Raw genomic sequence first — 19,308 nt, 5'->3', positions numbered from 1 at the left:
GGGCCCTCGAAGCTCTCCGGGTGGGATCAGCGGCGGTGCTGCGAGTCCGCGACGGTGACCTCGACCCGCTGGAACTCCTTCAGCTCGCTGTAGCCCGTGGTCGCCATCGCCCGGCGCAGCGCCCCGAAGAAGTTCATCGAGCCGTCCGGGGAGTGCGACGGGCCGGTGAGCACCTCCTCGGTGGTGCCCACGATGCCCAGGTCGACCAGCTTGCCGCGCGGCACGTCCTCGTGCGCGGCCTCCATGCCCCAGTGCCGGCCGCGGCCGGGGGCGTCGGTGGCACGGGCCAGCGGGGAGCCGATCATGACCGCGTCGGCGCCGCAGGCGATCGCCTTGGGCAGGTCCCCGGACCAGCCCACACCGCCGTCGGCGATGACGTGCACATAGCGGCCACCGGACTCGTCCATGTAGTCGCGGCGGGCGGCGGCCACGTCCGCGACGGCCGTCGCCATCGGGACCTGGATGCCGAGCACATTGCGGGTGGTGTGGGCGGCGCCGCCGCCGAAGCCCACCAGCACGCCCGCAGCGCCGGTCCGCATCAGGTGCAGCGCGGCCGTGTAGGTGGCGCAGCCGCCGACAATGACGGGGACGTCCAGCTCGTAGATGAACTGCTTCAGGTTCAGCGGCTCCGAAGCGCCCGAGACGTGCTCCGCGGAGACCGTGGTGCCGCGGATGACGAAGAGGTCCACCCCGGCGTCCACGACGGCCTTGGAGAACTGCGCGGTGCGCTGCGGGGAGAGGGCCGCGGCCGTCACCACGCCCGAGTCCCGCACCTCCTTGATCCGCTGCCCGATCAGCTCTTCCTTGATCGGGGCCGCGTAGATCTCCTGGAGGCGCCGGGTCGCGGTCTCCTCGGGCAGCTCCGCGATCTCGTCCAGGAGCGGCTGCGGGTCCTCGTACCGCGTCCACAGACCTTCGAGGTTGAGCACCCCGAGACCGCCCAGCTCACCGATGCGGATCGCGGTCTGCGGCGAGACCACGGAGTCCATGGGGGCGGCCAGGAAGGGAAGGTCAAAGCGGTAGGCGTCGATCTGCCAGGTGATCGAGACCTCCTTCGGGTCCCGTGTGCGCCGGCTCGGAACGACGGCGATGTCATCGAACGCGTACGCCCTGCGACCGCGCTTGCCGCGCCCGATCTCGATCTCAGTCACCTTAGTGTTGCCTTTCCCTCTGCGTGTGGCGCCTACCAGTATCCCCGACACGGGGAACGGGGGCGGCTCCGGAACCCCGGAACCGCCCCCGCATCACCGGTGAGCTGCTACTTCCTGCTGTAGTTGGGCGCCTCGACGGTCATCTGGATGTCGTGCGGGTGGCTCTCCTTGAGCCCCGCCGACGTGATCCGGACGAAACGGCCGTTGGCCTGAAGCTGCGGAACCGTGCGTCCGCCGACGTAGAACATCGACTGGCGAAGACCGCCCACCAGCTGGTGGACGACGGCCGAGAGCGGACCCCGGTAGGGGACCTGGCCCTCGATGCCCTCGGGCACCAGCTTCTCGTCGGAGGCGACGCCCTCCTGGAAGTAGCGGTCCTTGGAGAAGGAGCGCTGCTCGCCACGGGACTGCATGGCGCCCAGGGAGCCCATGCCCCGGTACGACTTGAACTGCTTGCCGTTGATGAACATCAGCTCGCCCGGCGACTCCTCGCAGCCCGCGAGGAGCGAGCCCAGCATCACCGTGTCCGCGCCGGCGACCAGGGCCTTCGCGATGTCGCCGGAGTACTGGAGACCACCGTCGCCGATGACCGGGACACCGGCCGCCTTGGCGGCGAGGGACGCCTCGTAGATCGCGGTGACCTGCGGTACGCCGATACCGGCGACCACGCGGGTGGTACAGATGGAGCCGGGGCCCACGCCCACCTTGATGCCGTCGACACCGGCGTCGATCAGGGCCTGGGCGCCGTCGCGGGTGGCGATGTTGCCGCCGATGACGTCGACGCCGGCGGCGTTCGACTTGATCTTGGCGACCATGTCGCCGACCAGCCGGGAGTGGCCGTGGGCGGTGTCCACGACGATGAAGTCGACACCGGCCTCGATCAGGGCCTGGGCGCGCTCGAAGGCGTCGCCGGCGACACCGACGGCCGCGCCGACGAGCAGCCGGCCTTCCTTGTCCTTGGCGGCGTTCGGGTACTGCTCGGCCTTGACGAAGTCCTTGACCGTGATCAGGCCCTTGAGGACGCCCGCGTCGTCGACCAGCGGCAGCTTCTCGATCTTGTGGCGGCGCAGCAGCTCCATGGCGTCCACACCGGAGATCCCGACCTTGCCGGTGACCAGCGGCATCGGGGTCATGACCTCGCGCACCTGACGGCCGCGGTCCGACTCGAAGGCCATGTCACGGTTGGTGACGATGCCCAGCAGCCGGCCGGAGCGGTCGGTGACCGGGACACCGCTGATGCGGAACTTCGCGCAGAGCTGGTCGGCCTCGGCGAGGGTGGCGTCGGGGTGCACCGTGATCGGGTCGCTGACCATGCCCGACTCGGAGCGCTTGACCAGGTCGACCTGGTTGGCCTGGTCGGCGATGGAGAGATTGCGGTGCAGCACGCCCGCGCCGCCCTGGCGGGCCATGGCGATGGCCATCCGGGCCTCGGTGACCTTGTCCATCGCCGCGGAGAGCAGCGGGATGTTCACCCGGACGTTCTTCGAGATGTACGAGGAGGTGTCGATCTGGTCGGGCGCCATGTCCGAGGCACCCGGCAGCAGCAGCACATCGTCGTAGGTCAGCCCGAGTGTCGCGAATTTCTCGGGCACTCCGTCGACGTTGGTCATGACACCTTCCCCAAATGGCCTTGATCGGTGCGGATGTCCATGCTAACGGCCCGGGACGCCGACTCATTCCACGAACAAGATCGCCCGGCAGGTTTGTGGGTTGATACACATACCTGCCGGGCGGCCGCGCGCACCAGGAGCGCACCAGGAGCGCACCACCGCGGACGACCGTGGCCGATGACGGGGTGCTACTGCTCGGCGAGGGCCCGCAGCCTGCTCAGGGCCCGGTGCTGGGCGACCCGGACCGCACCCGGGGACATGCCCAGCATCTGCCCCGTCTCCTCCGCCGTCAGCCCGACCGCCACCCGCAGCACCAGCAGCTCGCGCTGGTTCTCGGGGAGGTTGGCCAGCAGCTTCCTGGTCCACTCCGCGTCATCGCTGAGCAGGGCGCGCTCCTCGGGCCCGAGGGAGTCGTCCGCCCGCTCGGGCATCTCGTCGGAGGGCACGGCCGTCGATCCGGGGTGGCGCATGGCCGCCCGCTGGAGATCGGCGACCTTGTGCGAGGCGATCGCGAAGACGAACGCCTCGAAGGGCCGGCCGGTGTCCCGATAACGGGGCAGGGCCATGAGGACCGCGACGCAGACCTCCTGCGCCAGATCCTCCACAAAGTGACGCGCGTCGCCCGGCAGCCGGTTCAGCCGGGTGCGGCAGAAGCGCAGCGCGAGCGGATGGACATGCGCGAGGAGATCGTGCGTGGCTTGCTCGTCTCCCTCGACGGCACGGTGAACGAGGCCACCGATCACCGTGGTGTTGTCGTCACGCATCGGTCCATGGTGCCTTGGTGGCCGCTGATCCGTGGCACCGTGTCCCATGTTGTGCACCGAAGCGTTATGAGCAGGTACGCCGGAACTCATCGCCTGCGCCCTCCCCTTCCGCTCGCCGGACTCGTCCCCGAGGAACTCCACATCTCAAGGATGCGGCATCCCGGCGGAAACGGACGCCCGCGGTCGCCGGACTCCTCGCCGATCCCCGCCCACCGTACGGGCGGGCGGGGTCGGGGGGCGCTCGGTACGCGCCCCCCGGACCGGCCGTCCGGGGCTCGCCGCGGGCCTGTCGGGCCCGTACGGCCGGGCCCGTCTAACGCACCAGACCCCAGCGGAAACCCAGCGCGACGGCGTGCGCCCGGTCCGACGCGCCCAGCTTCTTGAAGAGCCTGCGGGCGTGCGTCTTGACCGTGTCCTCGGAGAGAAAGAGCTCACGCCCGATCTCGGCGTTGGACCGGCCGTGGCTCATGCCCTCCAGCACCTGGATCTCCCGCGCGGTGAGCGTGGGCGCGGCGCCCATCTCGGCCGAGCGCAGCCGCCGGGGGGCGAGCCGCCAGGTCGGGTCGGCGAGGGCCTGGGTGACGGTCGCGCGCAGCTCGGCGCGGGAGGCGTCCTTGTGCAGATAGCCCCGGGCCCCGGCGGCGACGGCGAGGGCCACCCCGTCGAGGTCCTCCGCGACGGTGAGCATGATGATCCGGGCCCCTGGGTCGGCCGAGAGCAGCCGCCGCACGGTCTCGACGCCGCCCAGTCCGGGCATGCGCACGTCCATCAGGATCAGATCCGAGCGGTCCGCGCCCCAGCGGCGGAGGACTTCCTCGCCGTTGGCCGCGGTCGTCACACGCTCGACGCCGGGCACGGTCGCGACCGCGCGGCGGAGCGCCTCTCGGGCGAGCGGGGAGTCGTCACAGACGAGGACGGATGTCATGGCCGCCCTCCGCAGCTGATGCGCGTCACCTTGTGCCTCCAGGCTGAGTATGTGTTTTCACCTGTGCGGCCACCGGGACCCACTCGGACATGTATCGGACATGTGACCGAGCGCTCGTCGCGGCAACCGCCTCCGCACTGCCAACGATGGTCACTCGAAAGAGTTACGGGTCGGCACGGACTCTTCGGCACTCCGCGCGAGGGGGCCCGTCACCAGGGGGGAACGGCTCTCCGCACACCACGCATGCCCCATTTAGAGGCTTTTCTTCACTTTGGGTGGTGTCTATGGCTAGATTCGCAATGAATCATATTTACATCTACTTACACATTAGATGTACGGTCGTGGGGCAGTGTGCGGGTGCCGGGTACGGCCCGTACCCCGCCCGCGCCCGGCCATACCGATCCACTCAGCACGGTTTCAAGGGGCAAGCGCTATGGCAGATTTCTCCCGCCTTCCCGGACCCAACGCCGATCTGTGGGACTGGCAGCTCCTCGCGGCCTGCCGTGGGGTGGACAGTTCGCTCTTCTTCCACCCGGAGGGCGAGCGGGGCGCGGCGCGCAGCGCGCGTGAGAACTCGGCGAAAGAGGTGTGCATGAGGTGCCCGGTCCGCGCGGAGTGCGCGGCGCACGCCCTGGCGGTACGGGAGCCGTACGGCGTCTGGGGCGGGCTGACCGAGGACGAGCGCGAGGAGCTGATGGGCCGGGCCAGGCACCGGCTCGTACCGGCGACGAACACGGCCGCGCCGGGCCCGGCGGGGGCACGGGGCCAGAGCTGACCCGACGGCCGCGCGGGAGAGCGCAGAAACGTTCCTGCAAACGGCCCCGCACCCGACGGCCCCGGCCCACCGCCGCGACCGCCTCACCGCGCGACCGCCTCACCACCACGACCGTCCCACCGCCCCGACCGTCCCACCGCCCCGACAGGCCGACCCCGCGACCGTCCCACCACCGCCACAGCGCGGGCACGCGGCAGGGCGGTTACGCGGCGGATCAGCGCGCCGCCGCCCGCGCGAGCTGGTCCAGCGTGGCGGCGACCGCCGGCACCTGGGAGAGGTCCGGCAGGGTCAGCGCGACGATCTCCCGGGACACCGCCGGCTCGACGGCGACCGTGCGTGCCCCCTTCGGACGGACCGACTCCAGCGCCAGCTCCGGCAGGACGGCGACCCCGAGCCCCGCCCCCACCAGGCCGATCACCGCCGGATAGTCGTCCGTGGCGAAGTCGATACGGGGGGTGAAACCGGCGCTCTCGCAGACCTCGACCAGCTGCCGGCGGCAGCGCGGGCAGCCCGCGATCCACGGCTCGTCCGCGAGGTCGCCGATGGTCACGGCATCCGCCCCGGCGAGCCGGTGCCCCTCGGGGACCAGCCCGACCAGCCGGTCCGAGAAGAGCGGCCGGACGACCAGGTCGTCCCACTCGCTCTCGCGCTCCGTGCCCCCGTAGCGGAAGGCCAGCGCCACATCGCAGTCCCCCTCGCGCAGCATCTCCACCGAACGCGGCGGCTCCGCGTCCACCAGGGAGACCCGGGTGCCCGGGTGGGCGGCCCGCAGCGCCGCCAGCGCGGTGGGCACCAGCGTGGAGCTGCCGCTGGGGAAGGAGACCAGCCGCACCCGGCCGGCCCGCAGGCCCGCGATGGCCGCGATCTCCTCCTCGGCCGCCGTCAGCCCGGCGAGGATGCCGGAGGCGTGGCGCACCAGCACCTCCCCGGCCTGCGTCAGCCGCATCTCCCGGCCCGTACGGATCAGCAGCGGGGTGCCCGCCGAGGTCTCCAGGGCCTTCATCTGCTGGCTCACGGCGGGCTGGGTGCAGCCCAGGCTGCGGGCGGCCGCGGAGAAGGAACCGGTGGCGGCCACCGCGCGCAGGACTCGGAGATGACGGGCTTCGATCACCCCTCGAATATAAGCGAAACTTGGGGAGAGTGAGAAATATTCACTGGATCATTTGAGAGTGGAGGTTCTAGCCTGGATCGCATGAAAGGCCCCAGGAGAGTTCCCATGAGCGTTCTGAGCGTCAATGTCGGCCCGACCAGGCCGGTGCCGTACAGCGACCGTCCGACCGGCATCGACAAGCGCCCCGTCGACGGGCCCGTCGAGGTGGCGGACCCGGGTCCGAAGGGTGTCGGCGGCAGCGGCCTCGCCGGGGACATGATCGGCGACAAGCGCCACCACGGCGGCTCCGACCAGGCGGTGTACGCGTTCGCCCGCGAGGATCTCGACCAGTGGGAGCGGGAGCTGGGACGGAAGCTGCCCGACGGGAGCTTCGGGGAGAATCTGACCACCGTCGGGATCGAGGTCAGCGATGCCCTGATCGGCGAGCGCTGGCGGATCGGCGCCCCCGGCACCGGCGTCGTCCTGGAGGTGACGGACGGCCGGGTCCCGTGCCGCACGTTCCAGGGGCACCTGGGCGAGCCGGGCTGGGTGCGCCGCTTCACCCGGCACGCGCGCAGCGGCGCGTATCTGCGGGTGATCGAGCCGGGCGCGGTCCGGGCCGGTGACGCGGTGGAGATCGTGCACCGGCCGGACCACGGCGTCACCGCGAGCATGGCCTTCCGGGCGCAGACCACCGAGCGGACCCTGCTGCCGGAGCTGCTCGTGGCGCAGGACGCGCTCGGTGCCGATCTGCTGCGGATGGCTCGTGAATATGTGGCGAAGTACCAGCGTGCCTGACCGTCCACGGCCAACGGGCACTACCGTGCCCCTATGACGACCGCATTGATCACGGGCGCGACCGCGGGCATCGGCGCCGCCTTCGCACGGCGGCTCGCCGCCGACGGACACAATCTGGTGCTGGTGGCGCGCGACACCGGACGGCTCCAGCAGCTCGCCACCGACCTGCACGACCGGCACGGCGTCGAGGCCGAGGTGCTCACAGCCGACCTCGCGACCGAGGACGGCATCGCCCAGGCGGAGAAGCGTCTGGCGGACCCCCGCAACCCGGTGGACCTGCTGGTCAACAATGCCGGCTTCGGCAACAAGGGGCGCTTCCTCGAAGTCTCCATGGCCGACGAGCTGACCATGCTGAAGGTGCACTGCGAGGCGGTGCTGCGGCTCACGGCCGCCGCCGCGGGCCCGATGCGGGAGCGCCGCCGGGGCGCCGTGATCAATGTGGCGTCGGTGGCCGCGTTCGTCCCCCGGGGCACCTACGGCGCCTCCAAGGCGTGGGTCGTGCAGTTCACCCAGGGCGTCGCCCGGGACCTGGCCGGCACCGGCGTACGGCTGATGGCGCTCTGCCCCGGTTTCGTGCGGACCGAGTTCCACCAGCGGGCCGGGATGGGCACCGACAACATCCCCGGCTGGATGTGGCTGGACGCGGACAAGCTGGTGGGCGCCGCGCTCACCGATCTGGCCCGGGGGAAGACGGTCTCCGTGCCCGACCCCCGGTACAAGGCCCTCACCGGCCTGGTGAAGCTGGCGCCGCGCGGGCTGCTGGGCGGGGTCAGCTCCAAGGCCGGCCGGAAGTACGGACCGCAGTAACGCCACCGGCCGGACGTACGGACCGCGGTAGCGCCCGCCACCGAGCGGTACGGCACGGTCCGCTCCCCCGGCAACGGTCCGCTTCCGCCGGGCATCCGCACGTTCCCCGGGCACCCGCATGCGTACGGCCGCCGTCACCCGGGCAGCCGTACGGAGTGGAACAGCACGAAGTGGAACAGCGACGAGAAGGCGAGCGGCCCGAGGTCCTGCTCGCCATGGGCCCCGGGGTCGCCGAGCGGCTGTTCACGGCGGAGCAGCTGGCCCGGCTGACCTCCCTGGCCCGGTGCGACCCGCGGCTCGTCGCCCATGACCTCACCCACCCCTCCCCCGCCGTCCGCTCCGCGCTCGCCACCGCCGACGCCCTGCTGACCTGCTGGGGAGCGCCGGTCCTGGACGCCTGTGCGCTCGCCGCCGCACCCCGGCTGCGCGCGGTCGTCCACGCGGCCGGCTCGGTGCGCCACCATGTCACCGCCGCCTGCTGGGAGCGCGGCCTCACGGTCTCCTCGGCGGCGTCCGCGAACGCCGTACCGGTGGCCGAGTACACCCTCGCCGCCGTCCTCCTCGCCAACAAGCGGGTCCTGGAGTCGGCCCGCTGGTACGCGGCGGCCCGCGCGCCCGCCGACTGGCTCGGGGCCCCCGACGAGAGGGGCAATTACCGCCGTACGGTCGGCATCGTCGGCGCGTCCCGGGTGGGCCGCCGGGTGATCGCCCTGCTGCGCCCCTTCGAGCTGCGGGTGCTGCTGTACGACCCGTATGCCACGGAAGCGGAGGCGGCGGCGCTCGGGGCGGTGCGGACAGGTCTGGACGAGCTGTGCCGGACGAGCGATGTCGTGTCCGTGCACGCGCCGGAGCTGCCGGAGACCCGCCGTCTGATCGACGGCCGCCGGCTGGCGCTGATGCGGGACGGGGCGACGCTGGTCAACACCGCGCGGGGGTCGCTGGTGGACGAGTCGGCGCTGCTGCCGGAGCTGGTGTCGGGGCGGCTGTACGCGGTGCTCGACGTGACCGACCCGGAGCCCCCCGTCCCGGGCTCGCCCCTGTACACCCTGCCCAATGTGCTGCTGACGCCGCATGTCGCGGGCTCGCTCGGGGGCGAGCTGCACCGGCTGGCCGACGCGGCGCTGGACGAGTTGGAGCGGTTCGCCCGGGGGCTGCCCTTCGCCGAGGGGGTACGGCCCGACGCGCTGGGCCGCAGCGCCTGACGTTCGCGGGAGCCATCGGAAACGGGCCCGGCCCGGTGCCCCCGCGACGGGGACACCGGGCCGGGCGGAGCGCTGGGCTCCGTGGGCGCCTGCCGGCGCCGTGCCTCAGTGGGAGTGGCCGTGGCCGTGACCCGCGTCGGCCGGCTCCTCTTCCTTCTTCTCGACGACCAGGGTCTCGGTCGTGAGCAGGAGGGACGCGATGGAGGCCGCGTTCTCCAGGGCGGAGCGGGTGACCTTGACCGGGTCGATGACGCCGGCCTTCACCAGGTCGCCGTACTCGCCGCTGGCGGCGTTGTAGCCCTGGCCCTTCTCCAGCTCGGCGACCTTGGAGACGATGACGTAGCCCTCCAGGCCGGCGTTCTCCGCGATCCAGCGCAGCGGCTCGACGGCGGCGCGGCGGACGACGGCGACACCGGTGGCCTCGTCGCCCTCCTTGCCGAGGTTGCCCTCCAGCACCTTGACGGCGTGGACGAGCGCGGAGCCACCACCGGAGACGATGCCCTCCTCGACCGCGGCGCGGGTCGCGGAGATGGCGTCCTCCAGACGGTGCTTCTTCTCCTTCAGCTCCACCTCGGTGGCGGCGCCGACACGGATGACGCAGACGCCGCCGGCGAGCTTCGCCAGGCGCTCCTGGAGCTTCTCGCGGTCCCAGTCCGAGTCGGTGGACTCGATCTCGGCCTTGATCTGGGCGACACGGCCCGCGACGTCGCCGGAGTTGCCCCCGCCGTCGACGATGGTGGTGTCGTCCTTGGTGATCGTCACGCGGCGGGCGCTGCCCAGCACGTCCAGGCCGGCCTGGTCGAGCTTGAGGCCGACCTCCTCGGCGATGACGGTGGCACCGGTGAGGGTGGCCATGTCCTGGAGCATCGCCTTGCGGCGGTCGCCGAAGCCGGGGGCCTTGACGGCCACGGCGTTGAACGTGCCGCGGATCTTGTTCACGACCAGGGTGGAGAGCGCCTCGCCCTCGACGTCCTCGGCGATGATCAGCAGCGGCCGGGAGCCACCCGCCTGGATGACCTTCTCCAGCAGCGGCAGCAGGTCCTGGATGGACGAGATCTTGCCCTGGTTGATCAGGATGTACGGGTCGTCCAGGACGGCTTCCATCCGCTCCTGGTCGGTGACCATGTACGGGGAGAGGTAGCCCTTGTCGAAGGCCATGCCCTCGGTGAAGTCCAGCTCCAGGCCGAAGGTGTTGGACTCCTCGACGGTGATGACACCGTCCTTGCCGACCTTGTCCATGGCCTCGCCGACCAGCTCGCCGACCTGCTGGTCCTGGGCGGACAGCGCGGCGACGGCGGCGATGTCGGACTTGTCCTCGATCGGACGGGCGGTCGCGAGAAGCTCATCGGACACGGCCTTGACCGCGGCGTCGATGCCCTTCTTCAGCGAAGAGGGGGAGGCGCCGGCGGCGACGTTGCGCAGGCCCTCGCGGACCAGCGCCTGGGCCAGGACGGTGGCGGTGGTGGTGCCGTCACCCGCGATGTCGTTGGTCTTGGTCGCCACCTCCTTCACCAGCTGGGCGCCCAGGTTCTCGTACGGGTCGTCCAGCTCGACCTCGCGAGCGATGGTGACACCGTCGTTGGTGATGGTGGGGGCGCCGAACTTCTTGTCGATGACGACGTTGCGGCCCTTGGGGCCGATCGTCACCTTGACCGTGTCGGCCAGCTTGTTGACGCCGCGCTCAAGGGCGCGACGGGCGTCCTCGTCGAACTTCAGGATCTTCGCCATGGAAGCGTCTCAGTCCTCTTCGTGATGCGAACCGCGATACGAACAGCGCCCCCAGCGCCCGGATGTGTGAGAAAGCGGGGGCCAGGGGCGCGTTCAAAAAATGGGGTGAATTACTTCTCGATGACCGCGAGCACGTCGCGGGCCGAGAGGACGAGGTACTCCTCGCCGTTGTACTTCACCTCGGTGCCGCCGTACTTGCTGTAGAGCACGACGTCGCCGGTCTGGACGTCGAGCGGCAGGCGCTCGCCGTTCTCGAAACGGCCCGGGCCGACCGCGAGGACGACGCCCTCCTGGGGCTTCTCCTTCGCGGTGTCCGGGATGACCAGGCCGGAGGCCGTGGTCTGCTCGGCGTCGAGCGGCTGGACCACAATGCGGTCCTCAAGCGGCTTGATGGCAACCTTGGAGCTGGTGGTCGTCACGATCCGACCTCCCCCTTCGGAGATCTCACGGGGTTTACTGTCTGAGGTGGCGACCAGGTGGATCCGTCGTCGCGGGTGCCGGACCTGCCCGTCGCTGTGTTGGCACTCTCCAATGGGGAGTGCCAGACCCGAGACTATGACCGCGCTTAGCACTCGGTCAAGCGGAGTGCCAGATACGGCCCCCTGGCGTCGGCCGGACGCGGGCGGCGGCGCCCCCGGCCGGGCCGTCCCGGGCGGGGCCGGGAGGGCTCAGACGTAGTCTTCGAGCCGGGCGACCGCGTACCCCTTCTCCGTGACCGTCCGCATCACCTGCCGGATCATGTCCACCATCGTGCCGTCCCACTCGTCCGCCCCCCGGAAGTGGGTCAGGATGATGTCGCCCGGATGCAGGTCCCGGTCCCACTCCCGCCACTCCATGCGGTCCGGGAACGCCTCGGCGGCCCACAGCGGCACGGCCTTGACCCCGCACGCCCTGGCCGCGCGCAGCGTGTCCTGGTTGTAGTTGCCGTACGGGGGACGGAAGAGCGGCGGCCGCGTCCCGTACCGCCGCGCCAGCCGGTCCTGCTGGCCGCAGATCTCCCGCTTCTGCTCCGCGTAGTCGAGCGCGGGCATGTAGCGGTGGTTCAGGGTGTGGTTGTGCAGGGCGACGCCCCGGTCGCGCATCTCCCCGAAGTACGCGTAGTCGTCGCTGATCAGGTAGTCGCTGAGGAACGAGCTGTACGGGATCCCCAGCTCCGTCATCATCCGCAGCAGGTCGGGGTCCTTCTCGCGGCCGTCGTCGATGGTCAGGAAGACGACCCGCTCGGTCACCGGGACCGTGGTGAAGACCGGCGGCAGCCGATCGTGGCCCGCGACCTCGAATCCCTCGCGGGTGGTCAGCGCCGGTTTGACGGCGGGGGGCGGGGGCGCGGCCAGCGGGACCCGCTCCAGGCCCCACTTCGCGGCGGCGGCGGCCCGCAGGGTCTGGGACCGCCGGGCCTGTTCGGCGCGGTCGGCCGGCGATCCGGGCGCTCCGGTTCGGCTCTGCTCCGCCCCCGGTCCGCGTGCGCCGGGGGGTCCGGCGGGGGGCTCGGCCGTGCACGCGCCGGCCGCGACGGCGGCGAGCAGCGCGGCGGACGCGGCGGCGACCCGGGTCCTGCGGCGCTTCACCCGTCTGGCCTTTGCGGTATTTTTTTCGTTTTGTCCGTTGAGCTTCATGGCGCTGGATCCTGTCAGCCGAGCCGCGCCCCACCCGCCCGACACCGCCGCCGGAGGCGGACCGTCCCCCGGCTGGCCCACAATGTCCAGGTGAACGACCTCTCCCCGCTCCTCACCGACGAGGGCCAGAGCCTGCTGGACGAGCTGCGCGACCTCGACCCCGCGCGGGAACTGGCCGTCGCCACCCGGCTGCGCCGCGACCACCCCGCCGCCCTCGTGTCGGCGGCCATCGGCCAGGCCCGGCTGCGGCAGCGCGCAGTGGCGAAATTCGGCGCGGAGGACGCGTACCGCATGTACTTCACGCCCCACGGCGTGGAACAGGCCACCCGTGGCGCCGTCGCCGAGCACCGCGCCCGGCGCTTCGCCGCGCTCGGTGTCCGCACGGTGGCCGATCTGTGCAGCGGCATCGGCGGGGACGCCATCGCGCTGGCCCGCGCCGGGATCTCGGTCCTCGCCGTCGACCGCGACCCGCTCACCGCGGCGACCGCCCGCGCCAACGCCCGAGCCCTGGGCCTGGCCGGACTGATCGAGGTCCGCGAGGCGGACGTCACCGACATCGACACCTCGGCGTACGACGCGGTCTTCGTGGACCCCGCCCGGCGCGGCGGCCGGGGCCGCATCTTCGACCCCGAGGCGTACTCCCCGCCCCTGTCCTGGGCACTCGAAGCGGCCCGCGCCCGCCCGTACGCCGCACTGAAGATCGCCCCCGGGGTGCCGCACGAACTGGTCCCCGACGACTTCGGGGCGGAGTGGATCTCGTACGAGGGCGATGTGAAGGAAGCCGTCCTCTGGTCGGGCCCCGGCACCGGCGCCGGCACGGTGCGCGCGACCCTGCTGCCCGCCGGGACCACCCTCACCGGCCGGGGCCTGCCGAACCCGCCGGTGCGGCCCGTCGGGCGCTATCTGTACGAACCGGACGGCGCCGTGATCCGCGCCCATCTCGTCGCGGAGGTGGCCGAGTCGGTCGGCGGCGGACTCATCGACGAGACCATCGCCTACATCACCGCCGACGAGGCGCACCCGGCGCTGCCGTACGCCACCGGGTACGAGATCACCGACGTGCTGCCCTTCCATCTGAAGAACCTCAAGGCCCTCGTCCGGGAACGGGAGATCGGCACCCTGACGGTGAAGAAGCGCGGCTCGGCGATCGAACCCGAGGAACTGCGGCGGCGGGTGAAGCCGAAGGGGCCGAACGCGGCGACGGTGTTCCTGACCAGGGTGGCGGGTGCGCCCAGCATGCTGATCGGGAAGAGGATGTAAGCCGGAGGCCGGGCGCGGGCTCCGAGCAGGGGGCGTTCGCGGGTGTCACGGGTTCGACAGGGGGCGAACGGCGGTGCCGTCAGCCCTCGACGATCTCGCGGATCTCGCAGGTGACGGTCCAGTACTCCTCGTGGACCTGGAGGAACCGCTGGGTCCACCCGATCGCCTCGGCCTTGTCGGCGGCCCGGATGATGGCGTATCCGCCGACGACCTCCCTGGTCTCCGTGAACGGTCCGTCGGTTCTGGTCAGCCGGCCGCCGGACCAGGTGATCCGGGTGCCGTCCGAGGTCGGCGTCAGCCCGTTGGTCTCCAGCAGGACCCCGGCCCTGGTCATCTCCTCGATGAGCGCGCCCATCCGTTCCATCAGACCGTCGCTGATGCCCTCGGCGGGGACGTTCCGCTCGTCGACGCGGACGAGCGACAGAAAACGCGACATGGTGACTCCTCGGCGGGCCCGGGGCCCTGATGGGGTGAGCCGGGGCCTCTCCCCGTCTCTCACCTCTGCTCTCACCTCTGCGTCGAACGGGAGACCTCCGGATCGACGTCTCCCCCGGAATTCTTCCGGCTCTCCTCCGCGCCCGCCACACGGTCGGTGTCGGTACGGCCCGGCAGCAGGGCGAAGGCCAGCGCGGCGCCCAGCGCCAGCAGCCCCGCGCCCACCCCGTAGGCCAGCCGGTGGCCCTCCGCGAGCGCGGCCGGATCCGTACGGTCCCCGGTGACGGAGGCGGCGGCCGTCACCAGGGCCGCGAGCCCCAGCGACCCGCCGATCTGGCGGGAGCTGCTGAGCAGCCCGGAGGCCATGCCCGCCTCGCCGGGCGCCACACCGGTGACCGCCGCCGTGCCGAGCGGGACGAAGCTCATCCCTATGCCCACGCTGGCCACCAGCGAAGGGCCGAGGATGGCCGTGAGGAAGGTGCCGTCGGGGGTCGCGGCGAGGGCGTACCAGGCGAGCCCGGCCGCCCCGGTCAGCCCGCCGAGCGTCAGCAGCGCGCGGGTGCCGGTCCGCGCCACCACCCTGGTCGCGATCAGCGAACCGGCCACCACACCCGCGCTGAACGGCAGGAAGGCCGCGCCCGTCGCCCCCGCGCCGTAGCCGAGGACCTGCTGCATGTAGAGCGAGCAGAAGTAGAACGAAGCGAACTGCCCGGAGCAGATCAGCAGGGTGAAGAGGTTCGCACCCAGGACCGGCCGGACGGCGAGGAGCCCGAGCCGCAGCAGCGGTCTCGGCGTACGCCGCTCCACCAGGACGAACGCGGTCAGCAGCAGCGCCGCCGCGCCCAGCGGCAGCAGGGCCTGTGCCGACCCCCACGGATGGCTCTCGGTCCGCACCACCCCGAGGACCAGCAGCGACATCCCGGCGGTGACGAGCAGCGCCCCCGCGATGTCCAGCCCCGGCACCACCGTGTCCCGGGGGCCCGGCAGCCGGGCCCGGCCGGCCGCGAAGAGCGCGAACAGCACGATCGGCACATTGACGAGCATCACCGCGCGCCAGCCGGCCGCGTCCGTCAGCAGCCCGCCGGCGAGCACCCCGACCGCCCCGCCGGCCGCGCCCGCCATGCCCCACAGGCCCAGCGCCCGCGACCGGGCCGGCCCCTCCGGGAAGCTCAGGGTGATCAGCGCGAGGGCGACCGGGGAGATCGCCGCCGCCCCGACGCCCTGGAGGGCACGCGCCGCGATCAGCGCGCCCGGGGTCGACACCACCCCGCCGATCAGGCTCGCCACCCCGAAGAGCACCAGACCCGCCGGGAGCAGCCGCCGCCCGCCGACGAGATCGGCGAGCCGGCCGCCGAGCATCAGCAGCCCGCCGAAGCCGAGTGCGTACGCGCCCACGACCCATTGGAGGCCGCCGGGGGTGAAGCCGAGGTCGTCGCGCATGTCGGGCAGCGCCACATTGACCACGGACATGTCGAGCGCCACCAGGAACTGCACGACGAGCACCGCCGACAGCAGCCAGCGGGTGTCCCGTGTCCGGCCGTCCATCGTTGTCCCTCCCGATTTCCGTCTCACCCGGCCCCGGAAAGCAGATTACTGTACGCGTATAGAAATACATATGGAAAAGAGCCGGGGGAAAATGCGCAGGTGGCCGATGGAGAGAAGAAGAAACGCACCCCGGGGCCCATAGACCCGGACAACCGTGAGGTACCGGACCGTCGGGGGGCGCCGGACGGAACTGCCGGGCGGCGGCGTGGCCGGCCGCGGCGGCTGGACCCGCAGGCGATCGTCGCCACCGCCCGCCGGATCATCGACGAGGAGGGGGTGGACGCCCTCTCGATGCGCCGGGTGGCCCGGGAGGTCGGCAGCACCCCGATGGCGCTCTACACGTACGTCCGGGACAAGGACGAACTGCTGCTGCTGACGCTGGCGGGCACATCGACCGCGCTGCCGCGCCCGCAGCTGCCCGAGGACCCCCGCGACCGGATGATCGCCGTCGCGGTCCATATGCACGGCCTGATCCGGCGGATGCCCTGGGTGCTGAAGGTGCTGGTGCGCGGCGACGTCACCGACAAGAAGGCGCTGTGGATGGCCGAGGAGATCATCGAATGCGCGCTGGCCCGGGGGCTGGGCGAGGCACAGGCGGTGCACGCGTACCGGACCCTGTGGCACTTCGTCTACGGCGATCTGGTCTTCACCGCCGCCCGGGACCAGCGGGCGGCGGAGCCGGACCGCCGGCCCTCCTTCACCGCGCTGCTCACCGGGCAGGACGCGGCCGAGCTGCCCCGGCTGACGGAGCTGGCCCCCCGGTGGGAGGAGTTGCAGCGGTACGACGTGGAGGAGCAGCTGACCGCGATCGTGGACGGGCTGCTGAGCCGGGCCCGCCCCCCTCGGTGACGCTCCGTGAATCAGCGGCCGGGGGTCAGCCGGTGCCCAGGGACTCGAAGCTCCAGCGGTGCACCGGCCGGGAGACCAGCTCGGCCGGGGGCTCCGGCAGCTGCGGCGGCCCGCCGTCCTCGCCCGTCGTCCGCCACCAGGTGATGACGAGCACCCGGTCGCCGGAGGCCCGGAAGGTCTCGCGCCGCAGCGGCTCCCCGCCCACGTCCTGCGCGCGGGCCCACTCCAGCAGCTCCGCGCCCCGGCCGGGGACGGCCCGGGCCTCCCACATCAGGGCGAGCACCCTGTCATCGGTCATCAGTAGAGGTTCTCCTTGCTGATCTCGTGCACATGATCGTGACTGTGGGTGTGACTGTGGGTGTGGCCGTGCTCGTGGTCCGGGTCGTGGTCGGCGCCCGGCACATGCGGGTCCGTCACGGGCAGCGACGAGTCCGCCGACAGCTCCCAGTCGGACGGCGGCCGGTTGCGCGCGACCATCTCCGCGCCCAGGGCCGCCACCATCGCCCCGTTGTCGGTGCAGAGCTTCGGCCGGGGCACCCGCAGCCGGATGCCCGCCCGCTCGCACCGCTCCTGGGCGAGCGCCCGCAGCCGGGAGTTGGCCGCGACCCCGCCGCCGATCATCAGATGGTCGACGCCCTCGTCCACGCAGGCGCGGACCGCCTTACGGGTCAGCACGTCCACGACCGCCTCCTGGAAGGAGGCCGCCACGTCCCGCACCGGCACCTCCTCGCCCGCCGCCCGCTTCGCCTCGATCCAGCGGGCGACCGCCGTCTTCAGCCCGGAGAAGGAGAAGTCGTACGCCGGGTCCCGGGAGCCGGTGAGCCCGCGCGGGAACGCGATCGCGGCCGGGTCGCCCTCCTTGGCCAGCCGGTCGATCACCGGGCCGCCGGGGAAGCCCAGGTGGAGCACGCGGGCGATCTTGTCGAACGCCTCGCCCGCCGCGTCGTCGATGGTCGCGCCCAGCGGCCGGACATCGCTGGTGATGTCGGGGGCGAGCAGCAGCGAGGAGTGCCCGCCGGAGACCAGCAGGGCCATCGTCGGCTCGGGCAGCTTGCCGTGCTCCAGCTGGTCCACGCAGATGTGCGAGGCCAGGTGGTTCACCCCGTACAGCGGCTTGCCCAGGGCGTACGCGTACGCCTTGGCCGCCGAGACGCCCACGAGCAGCGCGCCCGCGAGTCCGGGGCCCGCGGTGACGGCGATGCCGTCGAGGTCGCGCGCGGAGACCCCCGCCTCCTTCAGCGCGCGTTCGATCGTCGGGACCATCGCCTCCAGATGCGCCCGGGAGGCGATCTCGGGGACCACGCCGCCGAAGCGGGCGTGGGTGTCGACGCTGGAGGCGACGGCGTCGGCGAGCAGGGTCGTCCCGCGCACCACGCCCACCCCGGTCTCGTCGCAGGAGGTCTCGATGCCGAGTACAAGCGGTTCGTCAGCCATCGTCAGAGCGTTCCCTCGGTGTTTCCGTGCAGGTGGAGCCGCATGACGAGCGCGTCGACGCCACCCGGCTGGTAGTAGCCGCGGCGGAAGCCGACGGGGGCGAAGCCGAAGCGCTCGTACAGCTTCTGGGCGCGGGTGTTGTCCACGCGGACTTCGAGGAAGACCTCGTCGCACTCGAAGGCGGTGGCGTGCCGCAGCAGGTCGGACAGGAGCCGGGAGCCCAGCCCGGTGCCCCACTGCTCGCGGGCTACGGCGATGGTCTGGACGTCCCCGAGGTCCCCGGCCGCCGCGAGACCGGCGTAGCCGACGATCCTGCCGCCGGACTCCGCGACGACATAGCGGCGGGTGGCGCGCGGCCCGCGGGCGTGGGCCAGCTCGGACCAGAACATCCCGGGCGACCAGGCGTCCTCGGGGAAGAGGGCGTGTTCGAGTTCGAGTACGGGCCCGAGGTCCCACCAGCGCATCTCGCGCAGTTCGGCCTCGGGACCGGCGTCGGGGGCTGCACCGGGTCCGGGAAGGGGGGCGGGTCCGGGGACAGGACCGGGGGCGGTGCTCACCGGGGGGTGACCACCTTGTAGTTCTTCGGCACCTGGGCGTCCGGCCGGCGCAGATAGAGCGGCTGCGGCGGCAGGAAGCCCGCCCCCGAGGGGTCCTCCGCCAGCATCTCGGCGGCGAGCGAGGCCAGGGCGGCGGCCGACACGTGCTCGGGCGCGCGGGCGTCGGGGAAGGTGTCCGGGTAGAGCAGGGCACCGGCGCCGACGGCGGGCAGGCCCGCGACCCGCTCGGCGATGTCGGCGGGGCGGTCGACGGAGGGGCCGTCCACCCGGGTGCGCGCGGAGGTGTAGCGCGCCCAGTAGACCTCCTTGCGGCGGGCGTCGGTCGCCACCACGAAGGGCTCGTCCAGGCCGCTCGCCCAGGCGAGGCCGTCGAGCGTGCACAGCCCGTACACCGGTACGCCGAGCGCGGAGCCGAAGGTGGCGGCGGTGACCAGGCCCACCCGCAGGCCGGTGTAGGGGCCGGGGCCGACGCCCGTGACCACGGCGGTGACGGCGTCCAGTTTCACCCCCGCCTCGGCGAGGACGCTGTCGACGGTGGGCAGGAGCAGTTCCCCGTGACGGCGCGCGTCCACGCGGCTGGACCCGGCGACGACGGACGAGCCGTCGTGCAGAGCGGCGGTGACGGCGGGCGTGGCGGTATCTACGGCAAGCAGGAGCACGCAAACAGCGTACGGCTCCCACGCCCGGGGCATTGCGCCCCGCCTCGGCGGGCCCCTGCTGCTACCGTCGGCCCCAGCCATGCCGACGACATAAACATTCAAA

At 72.2% G+C, this 19,308-nt stretch carries 20 protein-coding genes; 6 read left to right on the top strand and 14 right to left on the bottom strand.

The window, feature by feature from the left end; genetic code table 11:
* Positions 1-26: 26 nt before the first annotated feature.
* The 4 genes from SYYSPA8_RS25395 to SYYSPA8_RS25380 all read right to left on the bottom strand — a co-directional run bounded on the left by SYYSPA8_RS25395 (position 27) and on the right by SYYSPA8_RS25380 (position 4,450).
* The gene (locus SYYSPA8_RS25395) at positions 27-1,151 is read right to left on the bottom strand and encodes a GuaB3 family IMP dehydrogenase-related protein (protein WP_323449615.1); all 1,125 of its coding nucleotides are present in this window, start codon (positions 1,149-1,151) and stop codon (positions 27-29) included.
* 107 nt (positions 1,152-1,258) lie between these two features.
* Positions 1,259-2,761, bottom strand: coding sequence for an IMP dehydrogenase (guaB, locus tag SYYSPA8_RS25390; RefSeq protein WP_323449614.1), 1,503 nt, complete (start codon positions 2,759-2,761; stop codon positions 1,259-1,261).
* A 188-nt stretch (positions 2,762-2,949) separates the two neighbouring features.
* Positions 2,950-3,525 carry a sigma-70 family RNA polymerase sigma factor gene (locus tag SYYSPA8_RS25385; protein ID WP_323449613.1) on the bottom strand — a complete coding sequence of 192 codons (576 nt, stop codon included), beginning with the start codon at positions 3,523-3,525 and terminating at the stop codon, positions 2,950-2,952.
* A 313-nt stretch (positions 3,526-3,838) separates the two neighbouring features.
* On the bottom strand, positions 3,839-4,450 hold the full coding sequence (locus SYYSPA8_RS25380; RefSeq protein ID WP_003948568.1) for a response regulator transcription factor: 612 nt from the start codon (positions 4,448-4,450) through the stop codon (positions 3,839-3,841).
* A gap of 433 nt (positions 4,451-4,883) precedes the next feature.
* Between SYYSPA8_RS25380 and SYYSPA8_RS25375 the strand changes: the two genes are divergently transcribed.
* Positions 4,884-5,225, top strand: a complete 342-nt coding sequence (locus SYYSPA8_RS25375) for a WhiB family transcriptional regulator (protein WP_323449612.1) — start codon at positions 4,884-4,886, stop codon at positions 5,223-5,225.
* A gap of 214 nt (positions 5,226-5,439) precedes the next feature.
* On the opposite strand, the gene SYYSPA8_RS25370 is transcribed toward SYYSPA8_RS25375, so the two are convergent.
* The gene (locus tag SYYSPA8_RS25370; protein WP_323449611.1) at positions 5,440-6,336 is read right to left on the bottom strand and encodes a LysR family transcriptional regulator; all 897 of its coding nucleotides are present in this window, start codon (positions 6,334-6,336) and stop codon (positions 5,440-5,442) included.
* Between the two features lie 105 nt (positions 6,337-6,441).
* Here SYYSPA8_RS25370 and SYYSPA8_RS25365 point away from each other — a divergent pair, with 105 nt between their 5' ends.
* The 3 genes from SYYSPA8_RS25365 to SYYSPA8_RS25355 all read left to right on the top strand — a co-directional run bounded on the left by SYYSPA8_RS25365 (position 6,442) and on the right by SYYSPA8_RS25355 (position 9,122).
* A complete protein-coding gene (locus tag SYYSPA8_RS25365) occupies positions 6,442-7,113 on the top strand; it encodes an MOSC domain-containing protein (protein WP_323449610.1) in 672 nt (223 codons plus the stop codon).
* Between the two features lie 33 nt (positions 7,114-7,146).
* The gene (locus SYYSPA8_RS25360; RefSeq protein WP_323449609.1) at positions 7,147-7,920 is read left to right on the top strand and encodes an SDR family NAD(P)-dependent oxidoreductase; all 774 of its coding nucleotides are present in this window, start codon (positions 7,147-7,149) and stop codon (positions 7,918-7,920) included.
* A gap of 215 nt (positions 7,921-8,135) precedes the next feature.
* Positions 8,136-9,122, top strand: a complete 987-nt coding sequence (locus SYYSPA8_RS25355; protein WP_323449719.1) for a hydroxyacid dehydrogenase — start codon at positions 8,136-8,138, stop codon at positions 9,120-9,122.
* A gap of 105 nt (positions 9,123-9,227) precedes the next feature.
* Here the strand turns inward: SYYSPA8_RS25355 and groL are convergent, their stop codons facing one another.
* From groL to SYYSPA8_RS25340, 3 genes are all read right to left on the bottom strand, one after another.
* On the bottom strand, positions 9,228-10,850 hold the full coding sequence (gene groL / locus SYYSPA8_RS25350) for a chaperonin GroEL (protein ID WP_323449608.1): 1,623 nt from the start codon (positions 10,848-10,850) through the stop codon (positions 9,228-9,230).
* A 110-nt stretch (positions 10,851-10,960) separates the two neighbouring features.
* Positions 10,961-11,269 carry a co-chaperone GroES gene (gene groES / locus SYYSPA8_RS25345; protein WP_323449607.1) on the bottom strand — a complete coding sequence of 103 codons (309 nt, stop codon included), beginning with the start codon at positions 11,267-11,269 and terminating at the stop codon, positions 10,961-10,963.
* A gap of 249 nt (positions 11,270-11,518) precedes the next feature.
* Positions 11,519-12,466, bottom strand: coding sequence for a polysaccharide deacetylase family protein (locus tag SYYSPA8_RS25340; protein WP_407706076.1), 948 nt, complete (start codon positions 12,464-12,466; stop codon positions 11,519-11,521).
* A 90-nt stretch (positions 12,467-12,556) separates the two neighbouring features.
* On the opposite strand from SYYSPA8_RS25340, the gene SYYSPA8_RS25335 reads away from it, so the two are divergent.
* Entirely contained in the window at positions 12,557-13,726 is a 1,170-nt protein-coding gene (locus SYYSPA8_RS25335) for a THUMP-like domain-containing protein (RefSeq protein ID WP_323449605.1), read from the top strand.
* A gap of 79 nt (positions 13,727-13,805) precedes the next feature.
* Here the strand turns inward: SYYSPA8_RS25335 and SYYSPA8_RS25330 are convergent, their stop codons facing one another.
* Positions 13,806-14,162, bottom strand: coding sequence for a YciI family protein (locus SYYSPA8_RS25330; protein ID WP_323449604.1), 357 nt, complete (start codon positions 14,160-14,162; stop codon positions 13,806-13,808).
* A 71-nt stretch (positions 14,163-14,233) separates the two neighbouring features.
* Positions 14,234-15,706 carry an MFS transporter gene (locus tag SYYSPA8_RS25325; RefSeq protein WP_323449603.1) on the bottom strand — a complete coding sequence of 491 codons (1,473 nt, stop codon included), beginning with the start codon at positions 15,704-15,706 and terminating at the stop codon, positions 14,234-14,236.
* A 99-nt stretch (positions 15,707-15,805) separates the two neighbouring features.
* Between SYYSPA8_RS25325 and SYYSPA8_RS25320 the strand changes: the two genes are divergently transcribed.
* Positions 15,806-16,555 carry a TetR/AcrR family transcriptional regulator gene (locus SYYSPA8_RS25320; protein ID WP_407706075.1) on the top strand — a complete coding sequence of 250 codons (750 nt, stop codon included), beginning with the start codon at positions 15,806-15,808 and terminating at the stop codon, positions 16,553-16,555.
* A 25-nt stretch (positions 16,556-16,580) separates the two neighbouring features.
* Here the strand turns inward: SYYSPA8_RS25320 and SYYSPA8_RS25315 are convergent, their stop codons facing one another.
* From SYYSPA8_RS25315 to tsaB, 4 genes are all read right to left on the bottom strand, one after another.
* Positions 16,581-16,853 carry a hypothetical protein gene (locus SYYSPA8_RS25315; protein ID WP_323449602.1) on the bottom strand — a complete coding sequence of 91 codons (273 nt, stop codon included), beginning with the start codon at positions 16,851-16,853 and terminating at the stop codon, positions 16,581-16,583.
* Positions 16,853-17,989: a tRNA (adenosine(37)-N6)-threonylcarbamoyltransferase complex transferase subunit TsaD gene (gene tsaD, locus SYYSPA8_RS25310; RefSeq protein WP_323449601.1), complete on the bottom strand. Its 1,137-nt coding sequence runs from the start codon at positions 17,987-17,989 to the stop codon at positions 16,853-16,855. Before tsaD ends, SYYSPA8_RS25315 begins: the two co-directional genes overlap by 1 nt.
* A gap of 2 nt (positions 17,990-17,991) precedes the next feature.
* Complete coding sequence (rimI, locus tag SYYSPA8_RS25305; RefSeq protein ID WP_323449717.1) at positions 17,992-18,453, bottom strand: ribosomal protein S18-alanine N-acetyltransferase; 462 nt, start codon at positions 18,451-18,453, stop codon at positions 17,992-17,994.
* Positions 18,454-18,542: 89 nt separating this feature from the next.
* Positions 18,543-19,205 carry a tRNA (adenosine(37)-N6)-threonylcarbamoyltransferase complex dimerization subunit type 1 TsaB gene (gene tsaB / locus SYYSPA8_RS25300; RefSeq protein ID WP_323449600.1) on the bottom strand — a complete coding sequence of 221 codons (663 nt, stop codon included), beginning with the start codon at positions 19,203-19,205 and terminating at the stop codon, positions 18,543-18,545.
* Positions 19,206-19,308 lie beyond the last annotated feature (103 nt).

Source organism: Streptomyces yaizuensis (genome assembly GCF_034961445.1).
In the GTDB taxonomy this organism is placed as follows: Bacteria; Actinomycetota; Actinomycetes; order Streptomycetales; family Streptomycetaceae; genus Streptomyces; species Streptomyces yaizuensis.
This window is presented reverse-complemented; position numbering and strand designations above follow the sequence as displayed.

Excerpts from the sequence above, each read along its gene's own strand:
- guaB (WP_323449614.1), bottom strand. The coding sequence starts at position 2,761 with ATGACCAACGTCGACGGAGTGCCCGAGAAATTCGCGACACTCGGGCTG.
- SYYSPA8_RS25385 (WP_323449613.1), bottom strand. The coding sequence starts at position 3,525 with ATGCGTGACGACAACACCACGGTGATCGGTGGCCTCGTTCACCGTGCC.
- SYYSPA8_RS25380 (WP_003948568.1), bottom strand. The coding sequence starts at position 4,450 with ATGACATCCGTCCTCGTCTGTGACGACTCCCCGCTCGCCCGAGAGGCG.
- SYYSPA8_RS25375 (WP_323449612.1), top strand. The coding sequence starts at position 4,884 with ATGGCAGATTTCTCCCGCCTTCCCGGACCCAACGCCGATCTGTGGGAC.
- SYYSPA8_RS25365 (WP_323449610.1), top strand. The coding sequence starts at position 6,442 with ATGAGCGTTCTGAGCGTCAATGTCGGCCCGACCAGGCCGGTGCCGTAC.
- SYYSPA8_RS25360 (WP_323449609.1), top strand. The coding sequence starts at position 7,147 with ATGACGACCGCATTGATCACGGGCGCGACCGCGGGCATCGGCGCCGCC.
- SYYSPA8_RS25355 (WP_323449719.1), top strand. The coding sequence starts at position 8,136 with ATGGGCCCCGGGGTCGCCGAGCGGCTGTTCACGGCGGAGCAGCTGGCC.
- groL (WP_323449608.1), bottom strand. The coding sequence starts at position 10,850 with ATGGCGAAGATCCTGAAGTTCGACGAGGACGCCCGTCGCGCCCTTGAG.
- SYYSPA8_RS25340 (WP_407706076.1), bottom strand. The coding sequence starts at position 12,466 with ATGAAGCTCAACGGACAAAACGAAAAAAATACCGCAAAGGCCAGACGG.
- SYYSPA8_RS25330 (WP_323449604.1), bottom strand. The coding sequence starts at position 14,162 with ATGTCGCGTTTTCTGTCGCTCGTCCGCGTCGACGAGCGGAACGTCCCC.
- SYYSPA8_RS25325 (WP_323449603.1), bottom strand. The coding sequence starts at position 15,706 with ATGGACGGCCGGACACGGGACACCCGCTGGCTGCTGTCGGCGGTGCTC.
- SYYSPA8_RS25315 (WP_323449602.1), bottom strand. The coding sequence starts at position 16,853 with ATGACCGATGACAGGGTGCTCGCCCTGATGTGGGAGGCCCGGGCCGTC.
- tsaD (WP_323449601.1), bottom strand. The coding sequence starts at position 17,989 with ATGGCTGACGAACCGCTTGTACTCGGCATCGAGACCTCCTGCGACGAG.
- rimI (WP_323449717.1), bottom strand. The coding sequence starts at position 18,453 with ATGCGCTGGTGGGACCTCGGGCCCGTACTCGAACTCGAACACGCCCTC.